The 23,998-nt window shown below is 39.6% G+C and carries 18 protein-coding genes and 3 pseudogenes; 12 read left to right on the forward strand and 9 right to left on the reverse strand.

Features of this window, described 5'->3' with window-relative positions; genetic code table 11:
- Positions 1-50: 50 nt before the first annotated feature.
- Both I6F10_RS06640 and I6F10_RS06645 read right to left on the reverse strand, forming a co-directional pair.
- The gene (locus tag I6F10_RS06640; protein WP_197098657.1) at positions 51-824 is read right to left on the reverse strand and encodes a substrate-binding periplasmic protein; all 774 of its coding nucleotides are present in this window, start codon (positions 822-824) and stop codon (positions 51-53) included.
- A gap of 100 nt (positions 825-924) precedes the next feature.
- The gene (locus I6F10_RS06645) at positions 925-1,929 is read right to left on the reverse strand and encodes an AraC family transcriptional regulator (RefSeq protein ID WP_165743288.1); all 1,005 of its coding nucleotides are present in this window, start codon (positions 1,927-1,929) and stop codon (positions 925-927) included.
- A gap of 97 nt (positions 1,930-2,026) precedes the next feature.
- Here I6F10_RS06645 and I6F10_RS06650 point away from each other — a divergent pair, with 97 nt between their 5' ends.
- The gene (locus I6F10_RS06650; protein ID WP_101216759.1) at positions 2,027-2,473 is read left to right on the forward strand and encodes an SRPBCC family protein; all 447 of its coding nucleotides are present in this window, start codon (positions 2,027-2,029) and stop codon (positions 2,471-2,473) included.
- The gene (locus tag I6F10_RS06655; protein ID WP_165743287.1) at positions 2,470-3,291 is read left to right on the forward strand and encodes a sterol desaturase family protein; all 822 of its coding nucleotides are present in this window, start codon (positions 2,470-2,472) and stop codon (positions 3,289-3,291) included. The genes I6F10_RS06650 and I6F10_RS06655 overlap by 4 nt, the downstream gene beginning before the upstream one ends.
- Before the next feature lie 11 nt (positions 3,292-3,302).
- On the opposite strand, the gene I6F10_RS06660 is transcribed toward I6F10_RS06655, so the two are convergent.
- From I6F10_RS06660 to I6F10_RS06675, 4 genes are all read right to left on the reverse strand, one after another.
- Positions 3,303-5,141: an Lnb N-terminal periplasmic domain-containing protein gene (locus tag I6F10_RS06660; RefSeq protein WP_165743286.1), complete on the reverse strand. Its 1,839-nt coding sequence runs from the start codon at positions 5,139-5,141 to the stop codon at positions 3,303-3,305.
- A 79-nt stretch (positions 5,142-5,220) separates the two neighbouring features.
- Positions 5,221-5,703, reverse strand: coding sequence for a DUF3015 domain-containing protein (locus I6F10_RS06665; protein WP_002962856.1), 483 nt, complete (start codon positions 5,701-5,703; stop codon positions 5,221-5,223).
- A gap of 170 nt (positions 5,704-5,873) precedes the next feature.
- Complete coding sequence (locus I6F10_RS06670) at positions 5,874-6,263, reverse strand: hypothetical protein (RefSeq protein ID WP_024605803.1); 390 nt, start codon at positions 6,261-6,263, stop codon at positions 5,874-5,876.
- Positions 6,260-6,565: a hypothetical protein gene (locus I6F10_RS06675; protein ID WP_024605802.1), complete on the reverse strand. Its 306-nt coding sequence runs from the start codon at positions 6,563-6,565 to the stop codon at positions 6,260-6,262. The genes I6F10_RS06670 and I6F10_RS06675 overlap by 4 nt, the downstream gene beginning before the upstream one ends.
- Positions 6,566-6,838: 273 nt before the next feature.
- Between I6F10_RS06675 and I6F10_RS06680 the strand changes: the two genes are divergently transcribed.
- Both I6F10_RS06680 and I6F10_RS06685 read left to right on the forward strand, forming a co-directional pair.
- On the forward strand, positions 6,839-7,258 hold the full coding sequence (locus I6F10_RS06680) for a VOC family protein (RefSeq protein ID WP_010554617.1): 420 nt from the start codon (positions 6,839-6,841) through the stop codon (positions 7,256-7,258).
- Between the two features lie 192 nt (positions 7,259-7,450).
- Positions 7,451-8,269 (forward strand): hypothetical protein, encoded by an 819-nt coding sequence (locus tag I6F10_RS06685; protein ID WP_010554616.1) that lies wholly within the window; start codon positions 7,451-7,453, stop codon positions 8,267-8,269.
- A 22-nt stretch (positions 8,270-8,291) separates the two neighbouring features.
- On the opposite strand, the gene I6F10_RS06690 is transcribed toward I6F10_RS06685, so the two are convergent.
- Entirely contained in the window at positions 8,292-9,176 is an 885-nt protein-coding gene (locus I6F10_RS06690) for an AraC family transcriptional regulator (RefSeq protein ID WP_024594102.1), read from the reverse strand.
- Between the two features lie 184 nt (positions 9,177-9,360).
- Here I6F10_RS06690 and I6F10_RS06695 point away from each other — a divergent pair, with 184 nt between their 5' ends.
- Both I6F10_RS06695 and I6F10_RS06700 read left to right on the forward strand, forming a co-directional pair.
- Positions 9,361-10,506 (forward strand): iron-containing alcohol dehydrogenase, encoded by a 1,146-nt coding sequence (locus I6F10_RS06695; protein ID WP_197098658.1) that lies wholly within the window; start codon positions 9,361-9,363, stop codon positions 10,504-10,506.
- Between the two features lie 191 nt (positions 10,507-10,697).
- A complete protein-coding gene (locus tag I6F10_RS06700) occupies positions 10,698-11,144 on the forward strand; it encodes a DoxX family protein (RefSeq protein WP_039490309.1) in 447 nt (148 codons plus the stop codon).
- Between the two features lie 52 nt (positions 11,145-11,196).
- On the opposite strand, the pseudogene I6F10_RS06705 reads toward I6F10_RS06700, so the two are convergent.
- Positions 11,197-14,273 (reverse strand): annotated as a pseudogene (locus I6F10_RS06705) (beta-galactosidase).
- A 112-nt stretch (positions 14,274-14,385) separates the two neighbouring features.
- Here I6F10_RS06705 and I6F10_RS06710 point away from each other — a divergent pair.
- From I6F10_RS06710 to I6F10_RS06730, 5 genes and pseudogenes are all read left to right on the forward strand, one after another.
- Positions 14,386-15,204, forward strand: a pseudogene (locus I6F10_RS06710) (AraC family transcriptional regulator).
- A gap of 80 nt (positions 15,205-15,284) precedes the next feature.
- Entirely contained in the window at positions 15,285-15,605 is a 321-nt protein-coding gene (locus tag I6F10_RS06715; RefSeq protein WP_007587197.1) for a hypothetical protein, read from the forward strand.
- 168 nt (positions 15,606-15,773) lie between these two features.
- Positions 15,774-17,027 (forward strand): TolC family protein, encoded by a 1,254-nt coding sequence (locus I6F10_RS06720; protein WP_197098659.1) that lies wholly within the window; start codon positions 15,774-15,776, stop codon positions 17,025-17,027.
- Entirely contained in the window at positions 17,024-18,271 is a 1,248-nt protein-coding gene (locus I6F10_RS06725; protein WP_197098660.1) for an efflux RND transporter periplasmic adaptor subunit, read from the forward strand. Before I6F10_RS06720 ends, I6F10_RS06725 begins: the two co-directional genes overlap by 4 nt.
- 8 nt (positions 18,272-18,279) lie before the next feature.
- Complete coding sequence (locus tag I6F10_RS06730) at positions 18,280-21,426, forward strand: efflux RND transporter permease subunit (RefSeq protein ID WP_197098661.1); 3,147 nt, start codon at positions 18,280-18,282, stop codon at positions 21,424-21,426.
- An 87-nt stretch (positions 21,427-21,513) separates the two neighbouring features.
- Here the strand turns inward: I6F10_RS06730 and I6F10_RS06735 are convergent.
- Positions 21,514-22,763: pseudogene (locus tag I6F10_RS06735) on the reverse strand (TMEM143 family protein).
- A gap of 555 nt (positions 22,764-23,318) precedes the next feature.
- On the opposite strand from I6F10_RS06735, the gene I6F10_RS06740 reads away from it, so the two are divergent.
- Positions 23,319-23,903 (forward strand): YqaA family protein, encoded by a 585-nt coding sequence (locus I6F10_RS06740; protein ID WP_010554604.1) that lies wholly within the window; start codon positions 23,319-23,321, stop codon positions 23,901-23,903.
- Positions 23,904-23,998: the final 95 nt, after the last annotated feature.

The raw sequence follows: 23,998 nt of genomic DNA on the forward strand, positions 1-23,998 counted from the left end.
AAATAACTAAATAACCACTGCCAATAACTAATGTCGGGCTTTAACTATGGTTAGTGCTGCAAGTTAGTCGTGTTTGGTAATAAAAGTTGCCACTTGTTTAAAATGGCATGGTATTCACCATTTTCTTTAATACTACTTAATGCGTCAGAGAGTGCTTTAGCTGTTTTAGGATTAAGTTGATTACTTGCTGCAAAATTAAGTGAGGAGGGAAGATCGCTTAAATGAATTCGTTTTGTTATTAGGCTAGGATCGAGTCCTAGGCTTTTTAGCTCGTTATTAAGTGTAAGTGTATTAGTTACTACAAAGTCGATTCGGTTTTTATAAAGCATTTGCCAAAGTTGATTATAGTAACTGACCAGTATTAAGTTGTTATTTTCGGTAAAGCCTTTTTGCTTTAAGTAGGCTTCGCTCAGGTAGCCACGAATGGTTGCTACTTTATACTCTTTAGCAAAATTTAAGTGAACAACTTCATCTATATGGCTTTTTAAGCTAATTAAATAAGCATCTGCAAAATACACTTCCCCTAACCACGTATATTTATTAATCCGCTCTGGGGTTTTTAACAAAGACAACATTATGGCGTTGGTATTTGTTTTATGCTCCTTAAAAACGCGGGCCATAGGCATTATTTCAAAATTAGCGGTTAAGTTTGTTTGCTTCACAACTGCTTTGGCAATGTCGACTAAAGCGCCGCTTACTTCACCTTGCTGATTTTTAAAGTGATAAGGAGGAAGGTCTTCAGCTATAAATGTGACGGGGTCTGCGTTACATATGGCGCTATAAAACATAAATACACAGGCACTAAATACAACACGCACTAACATAAACAAATCTTTTTAAATAATATTATCACTAGTGTAAAGAGTGCAGCTTAAAAGGTATACATTTTATGTTTATTTAATGTAAATAAACAGCATTAGCACCTTACTTTGATTTAGCGCTTTTTGTAAATTTTAATGGCGAGCACTTATGCCAGCGTAAAAATGCGCGATTAAAAGAGCTTTGATCTTTAAATCCTAAAATATTAGATAAATCAGCAAGTGGCATGCTGGCTATTAATGCATCTGCACGTTTTTTACGTTCTTTTTCAAGTAACTGAGCAAAGGTTAAGTTTTGTTGTTTTAAGCGTCGTTGTAGCGTTCGAGGTGTTAAATTGAGCGCATCAGCTATGCCTATTAGGTTGCAGTTTTGCAAGGTGGTTTTAGCTGTAAGTAACTGATTAACTTTATCGTCAATACGCTGCTGGCTTTTAAAGTTAGAGAGTTGCTGCTCTGACAATTGCTTAAAAGTAGAATTAATAATGGCGTTATCGGTTTTAAAGGGCAGCGTTAAATAATGGCTCGGAAAGCTAATTTGATTATATTCAGCACTGCTTTTTACAGGGCATTTAAACCATGATTCAAGGGCGCGTCTTTGCAATGGCAACCAATTATAAGTGAAACTAATACTACTTGGCGAAAGCGTTAAGTTTATTAACTGGCGAATTACACTTACCCACGCGGTCATGTTTCGTAAAACAACATGCTCATTACAACTTTGATGAGCAATCCAACGAATAATTGCTGTATCAATATTTAGTTCAAACTTGGCCTTACCAATATCAGCCACCAAGCTGTCGTAGCTTAACAATGCTTTAATGGCACTGCTTAAGTTATCGCTTGATTCAATTAAGTAACCTAAAACGCCGTAGTCAGCAGTGCGAATTTGTTGACCTAGGGTAAAACCAAAAAGAGGGTCGTTAAGTGTTTTTTTGCCATAAACTAATAAAGCATTGTAACTATTTAAACTAATACGCGGCGCTAATTGATGGGTATGCTGATTACTAAATTCGTCAAAGCTAATAGCGTGCAAAGCCGTTTTAGTATTAATGCCTTGCGCTTGTAAGTAATCAAGAATACTTGAAAAGTAATGATCAGCTAATGTGTGCATTTGTCATCTAAAGCTAAAAAATAGTCGTGTATTAGCAAGTTTGCCACGTTAAATTTTTATATGCTAGTTGAATGCCTAATAACCTCTTGCTGTAAAAATGATACTTATAACAATTAAACAAACGCTTAATGCACAGCCAAAGCAAATAATAAGCACACTATTGGATCATCAACAGTTGCATCGATTTTTTAATGCCAAATTTACGCTGCTACAAGCACAAGACGAAGGGCAAATAGAAGGCGGAAAAGGATCTGTTAGGCAAGTGAAAATAGGTAAAATAACGTTTTCAGAGCAAATAATCAGTGCCGATCAAAATCAGATCAGTTACCAAATAGTAGGCGATAAACCAGTAGCTAATCATCGAGGCGATATATACCTCACTGCAAATAAAGACATCAATACTTTAGTTACCGAACTTAACTATTGCATAAGCTGCTCAGCTCCATGGTGGATGCCAAATGCATTACTTAAATATGTTATTACAAAAGATATAACCCAAGCGTTAAACAATTTAAATAATTATTTTTTGGCGGGTAAAGTATGAACTCAGAAATTATTTTGCTCGCTCTTAGCCCGTTATTTTTGATATTTGTTTGCTGTGAGTTTATTAAGTTTAAGCGCTATTACGACATAAAAGATAGCCTAGCAAATACAGTGTTAGCGCTATTACACCAAGGCGCAGATGCTATTGCGTTACTGCTGTTAATGCCTTTATTTAATTGGTTGTATGACTATAGATTGTTTGATATTGAAGTGAGTGTATTAAGTATTGCATTTGCATTTTTACTGCAAGATTTTTTGTATTATTGGTTTCATAAAGCATCGCATCATATTCATTGGTTGTGGGCTGCACATGTGGTGCACCACAGCTCAACTAAAATGAATTTCACCACCGCATTTAGGCAAAGCTTAATGTACCCCGTAGCCGGTATGTGGGTGTTTTGGCTACCTATGATTTTAATCGGATTTGAACCGCTAACAGTATTTAGCGTGGTTGCATTAAATTTGGCGTATCAATTTTTTGTACATACTCAAATAGTGGGTAAGTTAGGCTGGCTTGAAAAAGTATTTAATACGCCTTCGCATCACCGAGTTCATCACGCAATAAATACAGGCTACCTTGATAAAAACTTTGCAGGTGTACTTATTATTTGGGATAAGTTATTTGGCACCTTTGTAGAAGAAGATAAATCAAAGCCTTGTAAATACGGCATTATAGGGCAGCTTAATAGCAATAACCCAGTCGTTATTACGTTTCATCAGTGGGAGCACTTATTGAAAAGTGTTTATAAGGCATCGGGAATAAAAGCTAAATGTAGAGTGCTATTTGGCTACCCTACAAGTAGCATTAAATATAAATAATATTGAAAAAGTTAAAAGTAAAACTGCATAGCTAAACTCATTGATGAATTATGGCTATGCCATTGAGCATGCTGTACTTTGCTGCGCAGCGATACATTGCGAGAAACAGCGTAATTCCATGTTATAGCTATTTCGCTGTGCTTACTTGCTGCGTTATCAGTTAGCCATAATATATTGCCAGTTAAAGCGAGTTTATGGTTATTGTTTATTTGCCAAATTACACCGGCTTCGCTGCCTATTCCAGTACTAAGTCGGTCGGTTATATCGCCTGTATTTAGCTCAAATTGACCAAGAATATAGCCGTGTAGATTATTAGGATCGCCATAAGATTTACCATAACCTCCTTTTGTAAAAAAGCGGCCTAAACGTTTATTGTCACTTGGTTGTCGGTCAAAGCCCATTTTAAAGTTCCACGACCAGCTATCAAATACGCGGTTATCGGGTGCAAGCGACATAGCATCTAATAAGTAAAAATGTTCAATATCTGCATTTCCTTCGTCAGTAATAGCGGCTTCCAAATCAAAAAAACTAATTTGTGCACCCGCTATAAAACCTTCAGGCCTATCTAGTAAGTCATGATACGCAAGCCTATAACCAAAATTTGTAAGGTTTGCTTGGTTATTATTTTGTACCCTACCTAGCGTTACTTTAGAAGAGCCATGACCTTGCTCTGGAGAAGCAATAGGACGACTTGGCTTAGTAAATGGCGAAGCTACTTTATATTTGCTGCGCATTAGTAGTAGCTTAGTTAGTCGCGGGGCAATTTCTTCACGCTTTAATGCTTTATCGTAAAATTCAAAATTTAACCATTCATACGCCATTTCTAATATTGCGACTAATTGCGACTGTGAGTAATTACGAGTATTGAGGGAGCCACCTTGTATTAACTCTCTTGCATCATCAAGTTGTTCGTTAGTCATTTGAGTAGAGTAATGGTAAAGCTTAGTGCCAAAAGCAGGGCGGTAATTAGGTGATTGTAGTAAGTTGTTATTTCTTAGTACTGCAACGGTATCTGATGGAATAGCTTGCATATTAAATGACGATGTTAAATCAAGGTCCTCTTGTGCGAGTTGTAATAATGCAAGTAATTGATAAGAGCAGTTTTCATCAATAAAAAAGTAATCAAATGTAGCTGATTGTAGCTCCCATAAGTGCAATAAAATAAGCTCTACTTGTGGCTCAGATAAATTAAGTTTGTATTCCCAAATATCACGAGATTCTAAATCATTATATTCGCGTACTTTTTTATAGTACGGCATAAGCGAAAATTTACCAGGATAGCTGCCAATCAGGCCTTTTAGTGCGTACATAGCTGCATTGTCTGAGCCGTCTGGTTCTGCTGCAAAATTAACCGCAAATGCGAGCAACTCTTTATGGCGAGTCTGATCTTTTGCATCAATACGAAGTAAGGTGTGACCAAACATTGATGATGGGCTATTCATAAATGCAGTAGGAAAAACTAACGTAACCCCTTTTGGGTTTATTATTTTTTGCCACGTTTGAAGCTCTGGGCAATTAAGCGCGGGCCAGTTATTTTTAATTTTTGTTTTTAGCCATTTATAGCGTGCTGGAAACCGACAGCGAGATTGTGTTGTTTTTGGGTCAGTATTTTTACCACTAAATGCGGCTATAGTGGCTTCAAGTTCGTCCAGTGGACTTGTTTTACCTATAGGAGATAAAAAAAACTCAGCCCTATCTACTTCACTTTTCCAACCACCTAATGTGGCCCCACGGTAATGACCTAATTTGAGCCAGTAAGGGTCGGTTGCTAAGGTGTCATTTTTAAAACTTTGAGCGTTTACGTAAGTACTAAACAGCGCAATTGATAAAACAAAGAATATTTTTTTCATAATCACTAAACAATAAAAGCCGCTAGAGAAATACTCCAGCGGCTTTATTTATACGTATAAAACCGGCTAATTTAGCTGATTAAGAAAGAGTATAAGAAGCAAGTTGTGCGTTACTTGCAAGAACAGTGTTTAGGTTTTCTAAAACTGTTTGCGAAGTTACGTTTTCAGAAGTAAATACTGAAGAAAACTGTGCTTGAGCAAGCGCGTTGAATGCTGCTTTATCTTGATCTGCAACACCCCAAGCTTCAGCTAGAGTAGCTAAAGTTTCGCCTTCACCTTTTGACATATCACGAGCAAGTTGCTCCATGTTACCGTCAATGAATAAAGCAATTTTTTCTGAAGAAGTTACTGTACCAGTACCATCACAACCTAAAGTACCAAAAGTGATACCAAAAGTTTGGTTACCAGAAGTACCGTTTGTTGTAGCGCCTAAAATTTTAACGCCTTTACCTTGCTGACCTGCAAATAACATAGAACCAAGACCACAACCAATATCTTGGTCAGCCATTGCGTTTGAGAAAGGAAGTAAAGATAGAGCTGCTACTGCGATTAGTTTTTTCATTTTCATAAATCCATATATGATTGTCTTTATTTAGGGTAAATAAAGTTCGCGAAAGATTCTAACAGACTTGCAAAGAAAAAGAACAGCTTAAAACATGAATATTTTACACTCTAATTTTTCTACTATTTTAAAGCGAATGCTGGGAGAAACTAGACCAGTTCAATAATTTTTTATTGAACTGGTGGCGGCTTTTTACTTCTTGGGGCACCTAACAAAATACAGGTATGGCAAATACATACAGATAAAAATGCACTAATACCCAATGCACCGCCGTAGCCGTCAAGTTTTGGTACAAGATGCTCAAATAAGATTGAAAACAAAATAGATGAGCTTGCTACAGTATAAATACCAAATCGATGTGGGGCGCTCATACCTATAAATGTACCGCCAAAAAATACAATCGCGTATAAATCGGGGTTCAAATTTAAAGCGCTAAAAATTAAATAAGCAATAATAGAAAGTGAAGACGACGCTCTAACCCCGTCAAAGCGACTATGCTTAGCTAAATAAAATGTTAAAAAAGCCCCAAGCAGTACAAGTAATGGATATTCAATACTCATAATACTATTCCTCTGGCTAATACAAAAAGTGCCACACTTGCAAAGGCAACACTACCAAGCTTGCCACCAAAACCTGTAAACATATTCATAGTAAGCACATACAAACTTGAGCCAATAAGCGAAATAATAGCAATTTCCCAGTAACTGGTAATTAAATGAGTTGAACACATACCTGCAAAGCTACCAGCATAAATTGCAGCATACGGATGGTTTTTATAATGTGCAGGAAAAGGAATAAACGAGCCAATAAGTCCCGTTAGCGCAGCAGAAATCACTAAAGGTAATGCAAAAGTAGTGTGCATAGCAAAGCAAGCTACAAAGCCTAAAAAGAAAGTGATGAATTTTAAAAATAAGAATTTAATCATAGCGGCGCAGTTTAAACTAATCCTTTTGCGCTTTCTAATACTCTCTAACAAATAAATGTTATAAGTAATTACAAACGTTAAAAGCGTGTTTTTTAAACGGCTTTTAGGTATTAAATATGCTTAATAGTGCCGCTGTTAATGTTCTATAAATCACAAGTTATGTATAATGGCGATAATTTAATGTATTAAAGTGTTAACCAAGGGTTATTTATGTCTAACTGTTTGCATCTGGCTATTCCGGCTGGCGATTTAAAAGTGGCTAAAGCGTTTTATTGTGACGTACTAGGCTGTAAAACGGGTAACAGTGAAGAAGGTCGCTGGGTAGATATAGATTTTTGGGGTAATGAACTTACCTTGCACCAAAGTGTTGAGCGCCTACCAACAGTTCGCCATGATGTAGACATGGGAGCTGTGGCAGTACCTCACTTTGGGATTCACTTATCTGAAGATGAATTTAACGGGTTAAAAACACGTATTGAAGATGCGGGAATTGAATACCTAGATAAACCATATCGCCGTTTTATTGGTGATGAGTTTGAGCAAGAAACGTTTTTTATTGAAGATCCAAATGGCAATGTGCTTGAAATGAAAACCATGGTAAATCCAGAGGTTTTATTTAAAAAAGTATAAATGCTGTTGTTTAAGTTAAGCTAAAAAACCACTTTAATAAGTGGTTTTTTATAACTATTAATCAGTGTTTTGATAAATTAGTTAATATTTACAGGTAAAAAAAATTACGCTACATACATGATTTTTATTCACTCTACAATGTAGGTATAGACACGTAGACTTAATTTCAACTCTCATACTTTATTGTTATTTATGCTGCTTAAACTCATAATTGCACCTTTACTTATTTTACTAATAACATTCGCCCAAAAACGCTTTGGTAGTTTTGTTAGCGGTATAATTCCTGGCTTGCCTATTACCTCTGGGCCTATTTCTTATTTTATAGCATTAGAGCAAGGTAAATTATTTGCAGCTAACTCAGCGGTGGCCTCTCTTTATGGTATGAGCGGTATAGGCTTATTTTGTTTTAGTTACTTGGTTGTATCACGAAGGTTTGGAATGCTTAAATCGCTTTTTACAGCGTTGAGTATTTGGTGCGTATTTAGCGTTATTACTTTATTTTTACCAGTGAATATTATTGTGGCGAGTGTGGTTTCGCTTTGTATTTTACTCGGTTTAACTATTATCTCTACAAAGCTAAATATATCAGTTGATGCAAAACCATTAAATGCTCGCTGGGAGCTTCCGGTAAAAATGATATTAGTGACGAGCTTTATCGTGCTTGTTACGTTTATATCGCAGCATATAGGGTCTGCGTGGAGCGGGTTAATATCTACCTTTCCGGTTATTTTGGCGGTAATGGGCAGTGTTGCCCATTTTAGTGACAAACAAGCCTCAACGTTTAAAATTCTTAATGGCGGTATTATTGGTTCATTAGGTGGATGTGTATTTTTTGCGGTGATTGCGTTTATGTTAAAACATAACTTTATGATTTGGCAGGTGTACGCAACAGCTGCCATTTTCTCAACGTTATTTACTATTATTTTTAGCCAATTTATTAATCGCCAATTTACCAAGCAAGCTATGCTAAACACCAAAAAAGCAGTGCTTAAAATTGACTCGCTCGGTTAACTTACATATCTAAAGCCATTACCTAGTTATGTAGTTGAATTAACATTTCACTGGGGGTTTTATTAAAGTGGCGTTTAAATTCGCGGCTAAATTGCGATGGGCTGGTATAGCCAACCTTTAATGCAGCTTCGTTGGCTTTGCTTCCACTACTGGTTATAAGCTCTTTAGCCTTAGCTAAGCGTACTTTTTTTAAATACTGCAAAGGTGACTCAAACGTTACTTGCCTAAAAGCACGATGGAACGACGATACGCTCATGTTTACATCTTCAGCCAACCCCTCAACTGTAATTTGATTGGCATAACTACTGTGCATAGTTGAGAGCGTACGGGCGATACGCGCATAATGCCCATCATGCATAGCAAGCCCTATTAAAGTATGTCCTTGTGGGCCACAAAGTACACGATATACCAATTCTTTTACTATATCTTCGCCAAAAACGTCAGCCTCAATGGGGTTATTAAGCACGCTAAGTAAACGGTGAGTTACTTGCTCCATTGCGCCATCTATTTTAGCCGATTGAACGCCACTCATTTGCCCAGTGGTGAATGGCTTATGTGTACCAATTTGGTTTACTAGCTTGTGTAACATTACTGGGTTTATATCTATAACAATACCCATAACAGGCTGGTTGTTATCGGTAAAAGCTTCGCATTCAAGTGGCACTGGTACACCTAAAACAAGGTAGTCGCCTTCACCATATTTTATTTGATGATCAGGAAAATGAATTATCTTATGTCCTTGCCCAACAATAATAATACCTGAGTTATATATAAGTGGCTGGCGCGGCGAGCTTTTACTTGCACGATGAAAATACACACCTGGAATAATGGTTTCCATGTTGCCTTCAAAGTTAAGTAAATTATTGTGCTCTGCAAATTTTTGCATCATGTTGGCTATTGAGGACATTAAAACTTCTACTATCGTACGAATTTTGCGTAAAATATCAATATTGACAGTTTTAGGCAAGCTTTTGCGAGTTATTGGGCTTTTTTTATGTTTGTTTTGCCACTAATATGCATTCATTGAAATTTAGCTTAGTGAGTAACTAAGCATTATATTTAGTATTTAACCGTCACCTAGGAGCAAAATAATGAAATTTAGCTACGTAAATCCAACGCTTATCCAGTTCGGCCAAGAACAAATTGCCTCACTAACTGATTTGATCGCAAAAGATCAAAAAGTATTAGTAGTGTACGGCGGCGGTTCAATTAAAAAGAACGGCGTGTACGACCAAGTTGCAGCAGCACTTGAAGGCTTTGATTGGGTTGAGTTTTCGGGCGTTGGCGCTAACCCAACAATTGAAGTACTAGATCAAGCAGTAAAAATTTGTAAAGAACAAGATATCGACTTCGTATTAGGTGTAGGCGGTGGCTCTGTAATTGACGGCGTTAAATACATTGCAGCGTCGGCAGTATATGACGGCGAAGGTTGGGATATCCCTACTGGTAAGCATAAAGTAACAAGTGCATTACCTATTGGGGCAGTACTTACGCTTCCAGCTACAGGTTCTGAGTCTAACCAAGGTTCTGTTGTGAGCAAAGCTGCGACTAAACAAAAACTTCCGTTTATGTCTCCTGCGGTACAACCTAAGTTTGCAATTATGGACCCTGATGTAATGAAAACATTACCACAGCGCCAACTTGTAAATGGCTTAGTAGACGCTTGGGTACACACCTGTGAGCAATACCTAACATTCCCTGCAGGCGCACTTGTACAAGATGGTTACGCTGAAGCGCTATTAAAAGCACTTAAATCATTAGGCGATAACTTTGAAAACCAAGACGATGCATGGCGTGCAAATCTTATGTGGGCAGCAAACCAAGCACTTAATGGTTTAATTGGTTCTGGCGTATCGCAAGATTGGGCTACACATATGATTGGTCACGAGCTTACAGCCGCTTACGGTGTTGATCATGCACGTTCACTTGCTATTGTTCAGCCTTCTTTATTACGTAACCAATTTGCAGTTAAAAAAGCGAAACTAGAGCAAATGGGTAAAAACGTATTTGGTCTTGCGCAATCGGATGATTTAGCAGAGCAAACAATTGCAGCAATTGAAGCGTTTTACCACAGCCTTGACGTAGCGACCCAGCTTACTGAACATGGCGATGACAAAGCCGCTGCTATTGACAATATTATTGGTAAACTTGAAACTCACGGCATGGTTGCTCTTGGCGAAAACCAAGCTATTACGCTAAAAGAAAGCCGCGAAATTTTAGAGCAAGCGGTTGCTTAAATATACTAAGTAATACGTTAATAAAAAACCGTCAACCTTTGGGTTGGCGGTTTTTTTATGGATTATTATAAATACTGCGTTGCTAATTAACCAATAAATTTCGTATTAATGTTTTTAATGATGATAGTAAACTGTGCTCAACGGTTAGGAAAAACCTAACGATTAAATAAATTTAAACAGGACTAAAACTCATGAAATTACTAAACACATTACTTAGCTCAAAAGCAGGCGTAGCAGCATTAATTTTACGAGTACCAGTTGGCCTTATTTTAGCGGCGCATGGTGCACAAAAGCTATTTGCTTGGTTTGGCGGTTACGGGCTTGAAGGTACAGGCCAATGGATGGCGAGTATTGGTTTAGAGCCTGGCTATTGGTTAGCAATGATGGCAGGTAGCGCTGAGTTTTTTGGTGGCATTGCATTAGCAATTGGTTTGTTAACTCGCCCAGCTGCTGTAGTTGCCGGCTTTACTATGCTGATTGCTATTTTTAGCGTACATATTAGTAATGGCTTATTTATGGCAAACAATGGCTATGAATACGCATTAACTTTACTAGTAGTAACTGTAGTTTTAGCAATTCAAGGAGCGGGAAGCTTTTCTCTTGATAACGTATTAGCTAAAAAGCTCGCTAATAAATAGAGTGTGTTAATTAAAAAAATAGCGGCCAATTTGGCCGCTATTTTTGTTTAAATTATTCAGCAGATAATGTTAAAGAATAACTGTACTGCTTTTGCTCAAGTAAATATTCTTTATGGGTACTTGGGCTCCATGAATCATCGCCACCAACCCCCATATGTTGATGATCAATGTGTACATGTACGCAATCATCAGCAATGAGTTCGTTAGTGTGCTTAGCTTGCGTTAACATACTTTGCGAATACTCACTGGCTGCAAATAAAAACGCACCGGTTACGGTTAAATTATTAATACGCAGTAATTGGCAATCGCTACGCAGGCCGTTATCGGTTGGGAATATATACGGGGTATGTAGCTCATTTAAGCTCAAGCTGTAATAACCTAAACGTGCTGCGGCTTTGCGATCTGGGTAGTTTTCAAAAGGCCCTAAACCACGCCAGTTTACTTTTGTATCGCTTTGCTTGTTAAGTGTTGTACTTAGCCCTATACGCGGCATTGGCGGCAGAGTATCGTTTAGTTGCACGTCAATATTTAAGCTAATATTGCCGGTATCATTTAGTGTATATAGCCACTGTGTTTGAGCCTGTAGCACGCCATTAAACTCGTAATTAAATACACAAGTAATACGTACATCAACACTTGATTGCACTGCGTGAATTGAGCTGCATGTGCGCTGCCATTGCCCTATACCTGCACGTAACCAACGAGCCTCCCATGCATTAGGGTCTTTATCTACTTCGCTTACGCCTATGTCGTTATCAAGCGGGGCCCGATAAAAGTTATCAACCAGTGGGCTACTAATAACCTGAGTATCGTTTTGTAACCACTGCTCTATAAGCCCTGATTGCTTGCTAAAAACAAGTTTAAACTTATCGTTTTCAATACTTAGTTGAGAGTCGGTTTCACTAACACTTATAGCGCTTTGTTCTGTAGTTGATGTAAATGATTCACTGTTTAAATTATTACTATTTATAAGCTTAAACTGCTCGGTGTTTAATACATGCTCGGCACTTGCAAAGCTGCAGTTGTTAATTAGTGCTACATCTAAATTAAGGTGATATTGCGCACCTTGCTCAAACGCTGTTTTAATTGTTAACGTGTGTGTACTTTGCGGAGCAATATTAAGTACATGCTCGCCTTGTTCAACACAGATGCCATTTTGCATTAACTGCCAAACGAGCTTTTCGTTATCTGTGTGTCTAAATACGTAATCGCTAAATATATCAATGGTGTATTGATTTTTAGTTTGCTCGCGCAGCGTAAATTGTAAATGCTGTTGGCTGTATTTTGCTTCAAATAGGCTAGGGTGCGGGGTGCGGTCAGGGAATAATAAGCCGTTAATACAAAATTGGGGTCGTTTAGTTCATCACCAAAATCGCCACCGTAAGCCCAATAATGCTCACCGTTTTCGTCAGTTTTAGATAAACCTTGGTCTACCCAATCCCAAATAAAGCCACCTTGTAGGCGCGGATATTCTCTAAATGCTTGCCAGTAATCGTCAAAGCTACCTAGGCTGTTACCCATTGCATGGGCGTACTCGCATAAAATAAGTGGTCGCGTTTCACCCGGTAGGCTTAGCCACTTTTTAATAGAGTATTTAGGTACCGCATCATCTTTAATATCGGTATCTACACGAGCATACATAGGGCAAATAATGTCGGTAGCCGTTGTATTTGCGCCGCCGCCTTCGTATTGCACTGGGCGAGAGGGGTCAAAGCTTTTTGACCAGCCGTACATAGCATCATGATTTGCGCCGTGTCCGCATTCGTTTCCTAGTGACCAAATAATAATTGAGGTGTGGTTTTTATCGCGCTCAACCATTTGTGTATAACGCGACATAAATGCACCAGCCCACTGCGGATCGCTAGCTAAACGCCCCATAGGAAACATGCCATGGGTTTCTATATTTGCTTCATCAACTACGTATAAACCTAGCTCGTCACATAGTTCGTAAAAACGAGGGTGGTTAGGGTAATGAGCAGTACGCACGGCATTAAAGTTATTTTGCTTCATCAGCTTAATATCTTCAATTATATCGGCGGTGCTTACTGTGTGGCCGTTTTCAGGATGGTGCTCGTGGCGATTAACACCGCGTATAAGTAGCGGCTTGCCGTTTAAGCAAAGCTGGCCGTTCAGCATTTCTACTTTTCTAAAGCCAATGTTGTAGGCTTCTGCGTCTATAATATTGCCTTGTTCATCTAACAGGCTTACAACACAGCGGTATAAATAAGGGGTCTCGGCGGTCCATTTTTTAGGGTTTTGTATATCAATTGTTTGAAATACAACATCGCTCCAGCCGCCTTTTTCGTCAACACGTTTATTATTAGTGCTTTGTATTTGCGGCTCACACAGTGCTTGCTCACCATCAAAAACTTGTACTGCTATTTGATAGTTATTTGGCGCATTAATCGCCGTTTTTATATGTAGCGTTGCATCGCGGTAGCAGGCGTCTAAATCGGGAGTAATAAATACATCGCGAATTTGGCTTTGCGGTTTGGTAAGTAAGTTAACATCGCGGAATATACCGCTTAGCCACCACATGTCCTGATCTTCTAAATAACTGCCATCGCTCCAACGAATAACCATAACGGCAATACGGTTAGTGCCTGCAACTAATAGTTCGCTTAAATCAAACTCGCTTGGTAAACGGCTATCTTGTGAATAACCCACCCATTGTCCGTTACACCACAGGTGAAACGCCGAGTTAACGCCTTAAAAAATAATATGATTACGCTGAGTTAGCTTACTTTCGCTTATATTAAATTCAGTGCGGTAACAGCCTGTAGGGTTGTCGCTTGGTACAAAAGGCGGGTTAACTGCAAATGGGTACTTAACATTACAGTAAATAGGTTTATCAAAGCCGTGTAATTGCCAGTTAGAAGGCACTGTAATACTTTGCCAGTTGCTATTTAGTGTTTCACTTAGCAACGATTCATCAACTGCTTCGGGTTTATCAAATAATTTAAAGTCCCACTGACCGTTTAAACTTTGTTTTTGCGATTGCGTGTTAGTACGGGCATGGTCAACGCTTTTAAATCCATTGAGTGGGCTGTGCGCTTTTACTTGATTAACTTGTACTGAAATTGGGTTTTCCCAATCTCGGCGATTAATTATGTGCTGTAAAGAGGTCATGTTTATCCTATTGCATAAGCGGGCAATTATAATGCGCTAAATATAGCTAAAAATAATCGCAGGGGTTATGCTTAAAGCTCTCCTTTATTTATCCAAAACTATCATTGTAATTATGCGCTATAACATTAAAGACATACTCGATATTGGTCCGCGCTGTATAGAACGCTTTATTGATTCACAAACGCTCGCGCAAATGCCAAACCTTGAAATAGCACTTGCGGGTTGCTCAAACCTATCGGGTCGTTATTGCGTAGCACGCTCATCACCGCTAGAACATACACTTTTTTATACGCTTGCAGGGCAGGGTAAATTAACAACACACAATGAGCAGTACACACTTAATGCCAATACACTTATTGTGCTACCAGCAAAGCAAAGCTTTGAAGTGAAAATTGATGCTGAACATTGGGATGTTATTTGGTTAAACCTTGCAAATACTAAACGTTGGCAGCATTTAAACTTAGCGCAAGCATTGGTATTAACCGAGCAAAAACTTGAACCGTAACACCTTGCTATGGAGCTTTTATACAGCGAGCCCAATGCTAATTTACGCGAAAGCGTAACGCCTATTTTAAGTCATTACTTAAATGCTACGCTGCAAAATAACTCTCAGGGTGCGGCGCATAACCGTTTAATTAGTTTGTTTGAAGAGGTAGACAAGCGCTTGCAGTTTGATTGGACAATAGAGGCAATGTGCGAATATGTGCATTACTCATCGCCGCATTTGCATCGTTTATGCCAAGCGCAATTTGGTAAAAGCCCAATACAACAACTTATTTATTTACGCATTGAACGGGCTAAAAACTTATTGTTAAACACGGCTTGGCCAATTTCGCATGTGGCAAGTTATGTGGGGTATTCTAATATTTTTAATTTTTCCAAACGTTTTAAGAAGTCGGTAGGTGTGTCGCCAAGCGAATTTAGAAAATAACGTTAGCGGCTCTCTACATTTGAATAAATTTAAGGTATTGTGCGATTTCTTAAATTGCATTTTAGAGTTTTAGGTAGGTAATGCGCTCAAACCGTTTTTTAATAGTGATATTATTAGTGCTTGTACACAGCTTTATTAGCTGTGATGGTGCTGCGTATCATTTACAAGAAGACGTTGATCACGTAACCAGTTCGTTATCGCAAGGCGACTCTATAGCCGATGATAACCAAAGCGATAAAACATCAACTACCGAGATTCATGCCCACCAACATTGCCATTGTGGCTACAACAGCACCTCTAGCCATTCAATAAGCCCAGAGCAAAGTAAAGCAACTTCGCCTGCGTGCTATAACGGGTTAAATTACCCGCCAGATGTACCGCCACCCAATTCACTTAGTTAGTTTTTAATTTTAAATACTTTGTATATAACAGCCTGCGCTTATGCGCTTATGCGCTGTTTCGGCTCTGTTATATGCATATTTAGGTTACTTGATGCACGTTCGGTTTGATTTTTTAATGCCAATACCGTGCTCAAGTTAACTCTGTTTGTTAAAAAACGGACACGCTATATGAATAAAAAACCAATTATGCTGGTGGCGCTAATGTGCGCGTTACCTGCTTATAGTACTTTGGCGAATGTTAAAACATTAACCCTTAAACAAGCGCTGAGTAATACCGAACAACAAAATCTGGTATTAAAACGCTACCCGTATCATCAAAAAATATTGAGTGCGCTTAAATCTCAAGCTGCACTTTCGCCTAACCCTGTATTGAATGTTGAAGCTGAAAACTTACTGGGCACTAACAAGGCGCGTGGCATTCAAGGCGCTGAAATAACACTCGGGCTTAGCCAGCTAATAGAGCTGGGCGATAAGCGCCAAAGCCGTATTAATTACGCAACCGCCAATATTAAAGCCCAAGCAATACAGTATGAAAATACCCGTTTAGCGTTATTGGCAACCACTGCTGAGCGATACTATCAAGGGCTTAAATCTCAAACATTATTAAGTTTAAATAGTGAACGTAAACAGGTAGTTACCCAGGCGCTTAAAGCGATTGAACAAAGAGCCAATGCGGGTGCTGCGTCGCAAGCTGATGTAACGCGCATGCGTTATGCACTTAGCCAAGTAGAGCTTGATAAAGCCATGCTTAATAGTGAATTTGAGCGAGCAAGTTTATCGCTTAACGAGCTGTGGAGTGAGGAGCAACCCTACAACACTTTTGCTGGCAATATTAATGCAATTACTGCGCTTAAATCAGCGCAAGCACTTTTAGATGCGGTTAACCAAGCCCCTGAATTTGCATTATTACAGCAGCAATATTTACAGCAAACAGCTAACTTAACACTGCAAAAAGCAAACGGACAAACCGATATTAATATAGGGGGAGGCGTGCGCTATAACCAACAAAGCGACTCCAGCTCATTAGTGTTTTCGTTTTCTATGCCACTGCAATTAAGTAATTCAAATAGCGGAAATATTGCAGCTGCAAATAGTCAGCTCATGCTTTTAAATGAGCAGCAAGGGCAATTGCGCATCCAGTTACGCCAGCAAGTACGTACTTTGTACGCTTATTATCAAGGTCGAGCTAATCAGGCAAAGCTATTATCTGATCAAATTATTCCTCAGGCACAAACATTGATTGAGCAAAGCTTAAAAAGTTATCAACGCGGACAAATTTCGGTGTTGCAATTACTTGATGCTCAACAAGCACTTTTTGATTCTAAACGCACACTAATTACAACTCACGCAGAGCTGTACCAAGTGCTACTTACTCTTGAGCGTTTAACAGGCCAATCTTTAATTGAGACTCATCAATCATGAATAAAAATATAATCGCATTACTAGTATCACTTTCGTTTGCCTGCAGCTTTGTAAGCACTGATGTATTTGCCTCTGCTGAACATGGCGAGTCAGGTCATAAAGAAACAGAGCAACACGAGAAAAAACAAGGTCCACACGGCGGCTTTTTATTAACTGACTCTAAATTAACCCTTGAGCTTAAATTGCAAGAATTTGCAGGTAATGTTGAGCTGCGCGTATACGGCTATAAACAAAATAAGCCAATTAATATAAACGACTTAAACATAACAATGAGTTTAAAGCGCTTAGTTGAAGGGTCGCAAAATATACAGTTTGCAGCTGAGGGCGACTACCTTGTTAGCACACAATCAATTAACGAACCACATTCGTTTGCACTTACCGTTACTGCTAATTATAAAGGCGAGAGCATTAGCTATGAATACGACCAACACGAAGGCCGTACCACGCTAACAGAGCGAGCTATTGAGCGCGCAGGTATTAAAACTGAGATAGCGCAAAGTGGTGAAGTGGATATTACCAATACGCTTTTTGGCGTTATTGCGCCAACGCAGCACGGCACGGTAGAAGTAATGGCGCCGTATACAGGATTGATCAGCGATATTTTTGTAAGCATTGGTCAAAATGTTAAAAAAGGCGAAGTACTTGCCAATGTAACCAACCGCGAAACACTGCAAAATTACGCTATTAAAAGCCCAATTAGCGGCGTTGTAACCGAGCAATACTTAAAGCGTGGCGAGCTTGCAAGCACCAGCGCACTGATGCAGGTAGTTAACCTTGATAAAGTATGGGTTGAGTTATCGGCTTTTCCTGAAAACATTGAAAAACTAGCCATTGGTCAAAGCGCTAAAGTGTACGACTTGCATCACCATTTAAATACGCAAGGCAAAGTGTTTTTTATAGCCCCAATGATGACAGGCGGGCACATAGCGCGTGCCCGTATAGAGCTTAATAACCCAGACGGGCATTGGCGCCCAGGCATGCATATAAATAGCGATGTAAGTGTGGCTAAAATAAATGCCAGCGTGCGTGTAAAGCCACAAGCCATTCAAGAGTTTAACGGTCAACCCAGTGTGTTTGTTCGTAAAAATAATGTATTTGAAGTGCGCCCCGTTACCTTAGGCGCAAAAAATAGCGAGTGGGTAGAAGTACTTGCAGGTTTAAACGCGGGTAGCGAATACGTAACAGACAATAGTTATGTCATTAAAGCTGATATTTTAAAAAGCGGCGCAAGCCACGCTCACTAGGAGGCACCATGATTAATTGGATAGTTTCTTTTGCGGTTAAACGCCGCATGCTGGTGCTTGCGCTTACATTTTTATTTGCTGGATTTGGTGTATACAACATTCAAAATTTAGCAGTAGACGCAGTACCCGATATAACTAACGTACAAGTGCAAATTAATACCAAAGCGCAGGGGTTTACGCCATTAGAGGTAGAGCAACGCATTACTTATTTGGTAGAAACCGCTATGGCGGGCATACCTAAGCTTGATTACACCCGCTCGCTTTCGCGTTATGGGCTTTCGCAAGTAACGGTTATTTTTGATGAAGGCACCGATATTTATTGGGCGCGTCAGCAAATTGGTGAGCGTATTCAAAGTATTCGCTCCGACTTACCTAATAACGTAGAGCCAAACTTGGGTCCTATTGCCAGTGGTTTAGGCGAAATATTTACTTATAGTGTGCACGCCGCGCCTAATGCGTTAAAAGAAGATGGCACTGCCTACAACGCCGAAGACTTACGTACTTTACAAGATTGGGTTATTCGCCCGCAGCTTTTAAAAGTAAAAGGCGTAACCGAAATAAACAGCCAAGGTGGTTTTGAGCGTCAATACCAAGTAGCGCCAGTGCCCGAAAAACTCATTGCCTATAAGCTTACTATTAGCGATGTAATTAGTGCACTTGAGGTTAATAACAGTAACCGAGGCGCAGGCTATATAGAGCGCTTTGACGGGCAATATTTAGTACGCTCACCAGGGCAGTTAAAAACCATTGATGACATAGCCAATACCGTTATAGCTAAGCGCGACGATGCACCTGTACGCATTAAAGATGTGGCTAACGTGCTTTTAGGCAAAGAGCTTAGAACCGGCGCGGCCACTTATAACGGTAAAGAAACCGTGCTCGGCACCGCCATGATGCTAATTGGTGAAAACAGTCGCGTAGTGGCAAAAGCCATGGCTGATAAACTCAAAGACGTACAGCTAAGCTTGCCTGAAGGTGTTGTGGTAGAAGCAGTTTATGACCGCACAACCCTTGTTGATAAAACCATAGCAACCGTGCAAACCAACTTATTTGAAGGTGCCATTTTAGTGATAGTAATTTTGCTATTACTGCTGGGTAATGTAACGGGCGCGCTTATTACGGCAATGGTTATTCCGTTTAGTATGTTGTTTGCCGTTACAGGTATGGTGGGTAATCGCGTATCGGGTAACCTAATGAGCCTAGGTGCAATCGACTTTGGTTTAATTGTTGATGGCGCTGTAATTGTAGTTGAAAACTGCCTGCGCCAATTAGGTATGGCTCAGCATAAACATGGCAGGCTACTTACCTTAAACGAGCGTTTAAATGTAGTGACCGCAGCCACCAAAGAAGTATTTACACCGGCTGTATTTGGCATTGTTATTATTATGCTGGTTTACTTACCTTTATTTGCACTAAGCGGCGTTGAAGGCAAAATGTTTCAGCCAATGGCATTTACTGTAGTTGCGGCGTTAATTGGCGCGCTTATATTTGGCGTTACATTTGTACCGGCTGCTATTGCAGTGTTTGTTCGCGGTAAGGTTGATGAAACCGAAAACGCAGTCATGCGCGGCGTTAAAAAAGTGTATAAGCCATTACTTGGTATATCGCTTAAATTACCTTGGCTGATGGTGGGTATTGCCACGGCATTAGTATTAGTGCTTGGTTTTAAAGTTAAAAACATGGGCGCAGAATTTTTACCGAAACTTGATGAGGGTGATATTGCTATGCATGCGCTGCGCATTACTGGCACCGGTATTGAGCAATCTGTGCAAATGCAAAAAGAGCTTGAGCAAGCCATATTAGATCAGCCTGAGGTTGCTAACGTATTTTCAAAAATTGGTACTGCCGATGTAGCAAGCGATCCTATGCCGCCCAATGTTGCCGATACTTTTTTAATACTTAAACCGCAAGAAGAGTGGCCTAATCCAGCACTCACTAAAGCAGAATTGGTTCAGCAAATTCGTACCCGTGTTAACGATGTACCTGGTAATAATTACGAATTTACACAACCAATAGAAATGCGCTTTAACGAGTTAATTGCTGGCGTGCGCGCCGATGTAGCACTGCGTATTTACGGTGACGACTTAAGCGTACTTAAAGAGTTTGGCGAAAAAGCCACAGGCTTAATGCGTAATATTGCAGGCGCTACCGATGTACGTTTGGAGCAAATGGAAGGATTGCCAACACTTTCGGTAACACCAATGCGCGACCACATGGCGTTATTGGGTTTAAGCGTAAACGATATTCAACAAACACTTGCCGCCGCTGTTGGTGGTGTGCAAACCGGACTAATTTACGAGGGCGATAAACGTTTTTCGTTATTAGTGCGTTTAGATGAACGTTGGTCAAGCGATGTATCACAGCTTGCGCGTTTGCCAGTGGCCGTGCCTAAAAGTGCTAACCCCGACCTTGCATTTGTACCGCTTGGCGAAGTAGCAAATATTAGTATTGATAAAGGGCCTAATCAAATAAACCGCGAAAGTGGTAAGCGCAACGTCGTGGTAACTGCCAATGTAGAGGGGCGCGATTTAGCAAGCTTTGTAAGTGATGCGCAAGCGAGCATGAATGAATCACTTAACTTACCAAGTGGCTATTGGCTTGAATACGGCGGCACGTTTGAGCAGCTACAATCGGCAAGTAAGCGATTGTCGTTGGTTGTGCCGGTCACTTTACTGCTTATATTTGGCTTACTGTATAGCGCCTTTGGATCGCTTCGTGATTCATTGATTATATTTAGTGGTGTGCCACTGGCATTAACGGGTGGTGTGCTTGCGTTATTGCTGCGCGATATGCCGCTTTCAATATCAGCAGGTGTCGGCTTTATTGCCCTAAGCGGTGTAGCGGTATTAAACGGCGTAGTTATGCTGTCGTTTATTAAGCAGTTACGAAGCGATGGTTTAAGTTTGTTTGAAGCAATTCACAGCGGTGCACTACAGCGCCTGCGCCCAGTACTGATGACGGCGCTGGTGGCAAGTTTAGGCTTTATACCTATGGCGCTTAATTCGGGAACGGGTTCTGAAATGCAAAAACCTCTCGCGACAGTAGTGGTTGGCGGGATTATTTCATCAACATTACTAACACTGTTAATTTTGCCCGCGCTTTATAAGTTAGTACATTCTAAATTTACTAAAAAAGCAGAAGCTGAATTAGCTTAAATACTAGCTATTGATAATGTAATAAAAAAAGCAGCTGTACTTACAGCTGCTTTTTTATTTGGGTATTATTTAGCAAAAAATACTACATTAATTATATTGAAAAAGATTATCCCAGCGCTCATCCAAAATGGTTTTTGCGTGTTCTAAACTCAGCGCGCTATACACTTCATTACCTTCTATTTCGTTACTACACGTTACCAAACGCATACGTACCAGCTTTTCAAGCGCGTCGCTAATTTCAAAATCAAGAACGCACTGGTATTTGCTTTTAAACCAATGCTCTATTTGCTCATCAAGCATTTGTGCGCTTAATCCGCTTTCCGATTTTAGTAAAAAGGTATACGCAAGCAGGGCTTCTTTTATATCTTCTTCTTCGGCGGCGTCAATAAGGGTGTGAAAAACACCGGCATTATTATCAAGGTTTTTAAAGTAGAGGTTATCGCTAAGCGCTTTCATAAATTTAATTTTACGGTTTTTAAACTTACTCCATTCTTTAAAAATAAAGCTGCCAAATATCCCCATACCAATAGCAAAAGTAATAAAGTGTTGTTGCGTCATTTCTACAGCTTCACTTCTAAAACCACCCCAAAAGGCAAACAAAGCAAATAACAATAAAATTGATGCGCCAAGCTTAGTTATAAGTACCACCGCACCACCAACTAAAGCCGATGAGCCAATAATCATTTTATCAATAGGGCGCATGCGTACTTCGCTATTAGGAAATAGCATTTCAAGGTCGGCTTTTGGAACATTTTGAAACAGCTTAACTATGGTCGAGCTTGGCTCAAATCCCATTGGCGTTTTATTTTTAGCTTCAAAATAAGCGCTATCTTTAAAGCGAATAAACACGGCAACACGGTCGTAATTAGTAAAGTGCAGCGGTTTTTTACGCAAGCCCCAAAAGCTGGTAATGGTTTCAGTGAGCTGCGACTCGCCACGGCGATAAAATACCACTTCTTCAAAGTCGTCAAATTCAACTTCAAGGCGCACCTTAAATAGTGATTCTTCGTTTAATGCGTCTTGTAAGTCTTCATTGGTGATTACTTCAAAATTAGCGGTGTTAAGTACCTGGCAAAGTCTTTAGCAAACTCATGTTGGCACTGCGCTTTTTGATCCTCCGATACTGGCGCTAACGATCGCGTGTCACTGTTGGGATCAAAAGGGGCGTAGTTGTTTTTAAGTGACTCAAGTGTTGAGTGGTAATCGTAATGAATAAGGCTTGCTAGTAAATCACAAAATTGTTTAAACGATGTTTTTTGTGTACTGCTTTTAAGCTCTTCGCTACACATATCGACAATATCTTGTTTTCTAAAAGGAATAAAACGCGCACTTTGCATAAGTTTTTAACTGCTTTGGTAGGTATTTAAGTGCATTGACACATAATAAAATATTCTTATGGATATTACTAATTTGTTAACGCAGTAAGGAGTATTGATCATTGGTGGTTGAATTTGCAGCTGTGTGTTTGGTTTTTAGGCAAGGCAGAGCCTATGTAGTGTGGTTATTCCCCATAAATAAGGCGATAACGCAGCATAAATACCAAACATGCGCTGCCCTCTGGATTCTTTCTAGGGACGATTAACTCTTTGTTGCCTACATGGATGTAGGTAAGGGGCGTGAGCAGGACGCAGAAGCTTTGCTCGACTTTTACTTATTCTAACATGGATGTAAGCCAGTAGGGTAACGCAGGAGCAGTTACCGAGCCCACTAGGTTACAAACCTCGCGCCGCGATTTAATCTTCCTTGGATTGAACAAATTTCAATCCACAAAGATCAATACGCCCTAGGACCTGTAAATTTAGTACACTGTTTTCAGCGTGTATTAACCTAAATATGTAATTATTGGCTTATTGAATACTTTTGTTCTTACTGATAAGTGAAAAGGATTTACTATGGCCATTCAAAAAAAGCTAAAAGAAAAAACGCGTAATTTTATTGACTCTAAGCATATGCTTAGCGGTATTACAGTGGCGTCGTTTTTAGAGTCAACCATAGTTCCTATTCCACTTGAAGCAGTGCTTGTGCCTCTTATGCAGGCTCGTCGAGAAAAGCTATGGCTTATAGCACTAATGGCGACCTTAGGCTGCATAGTGGGTGCATTGTTTGGTTATGCATTGGGTTACTATTTATTTGATGCGGTTGGCGATTGGATTATTAATACGTTTTCGAGCCCTGAGCAATTTGAAAACGTTAAACAGCAAATGCAAGATCAAGGTTTTTGGTTTGTAATAACACTAGGCATAGTGCCTATTCCGTTTCAAATAGCGATGCTTGCAGCTGGCGCGACTAAGTACTCTATTTGGCTGTTTTTGTTGGCCTCGGGTATTGCGCGTTCTATTCGTTACTTTGGTCTGGCTATTATTGTTTATTATGCAGGTAATGAAGCTGAGCGAATCATTAGTAAACACAAAACTAAGGCAATGGTTTTAATAACGTTACTTGTGTTAGGAGTTTGGGGATTAAGCTTGGTGATTTAAGCTCATTATTAAAGGTTATTAACCAGCTTATTCTAATAAGCCTTTTTGGTAATGTGCTATAGTTTTTTATAGTATCGAAAAGCTTAGGGTTAATA

Source organism: Pseudoalteromonas sp. SWYJZ98 (assembly GCF_015864495.1).
Classification (GTDB): domain Bacteria; phylum Pseudomonadota; class Gammaproteobacteria; order Enterobacterales; family Alteromonadaceae; genus Pseudoalteromonas; species Pseudoalteromonas distincta.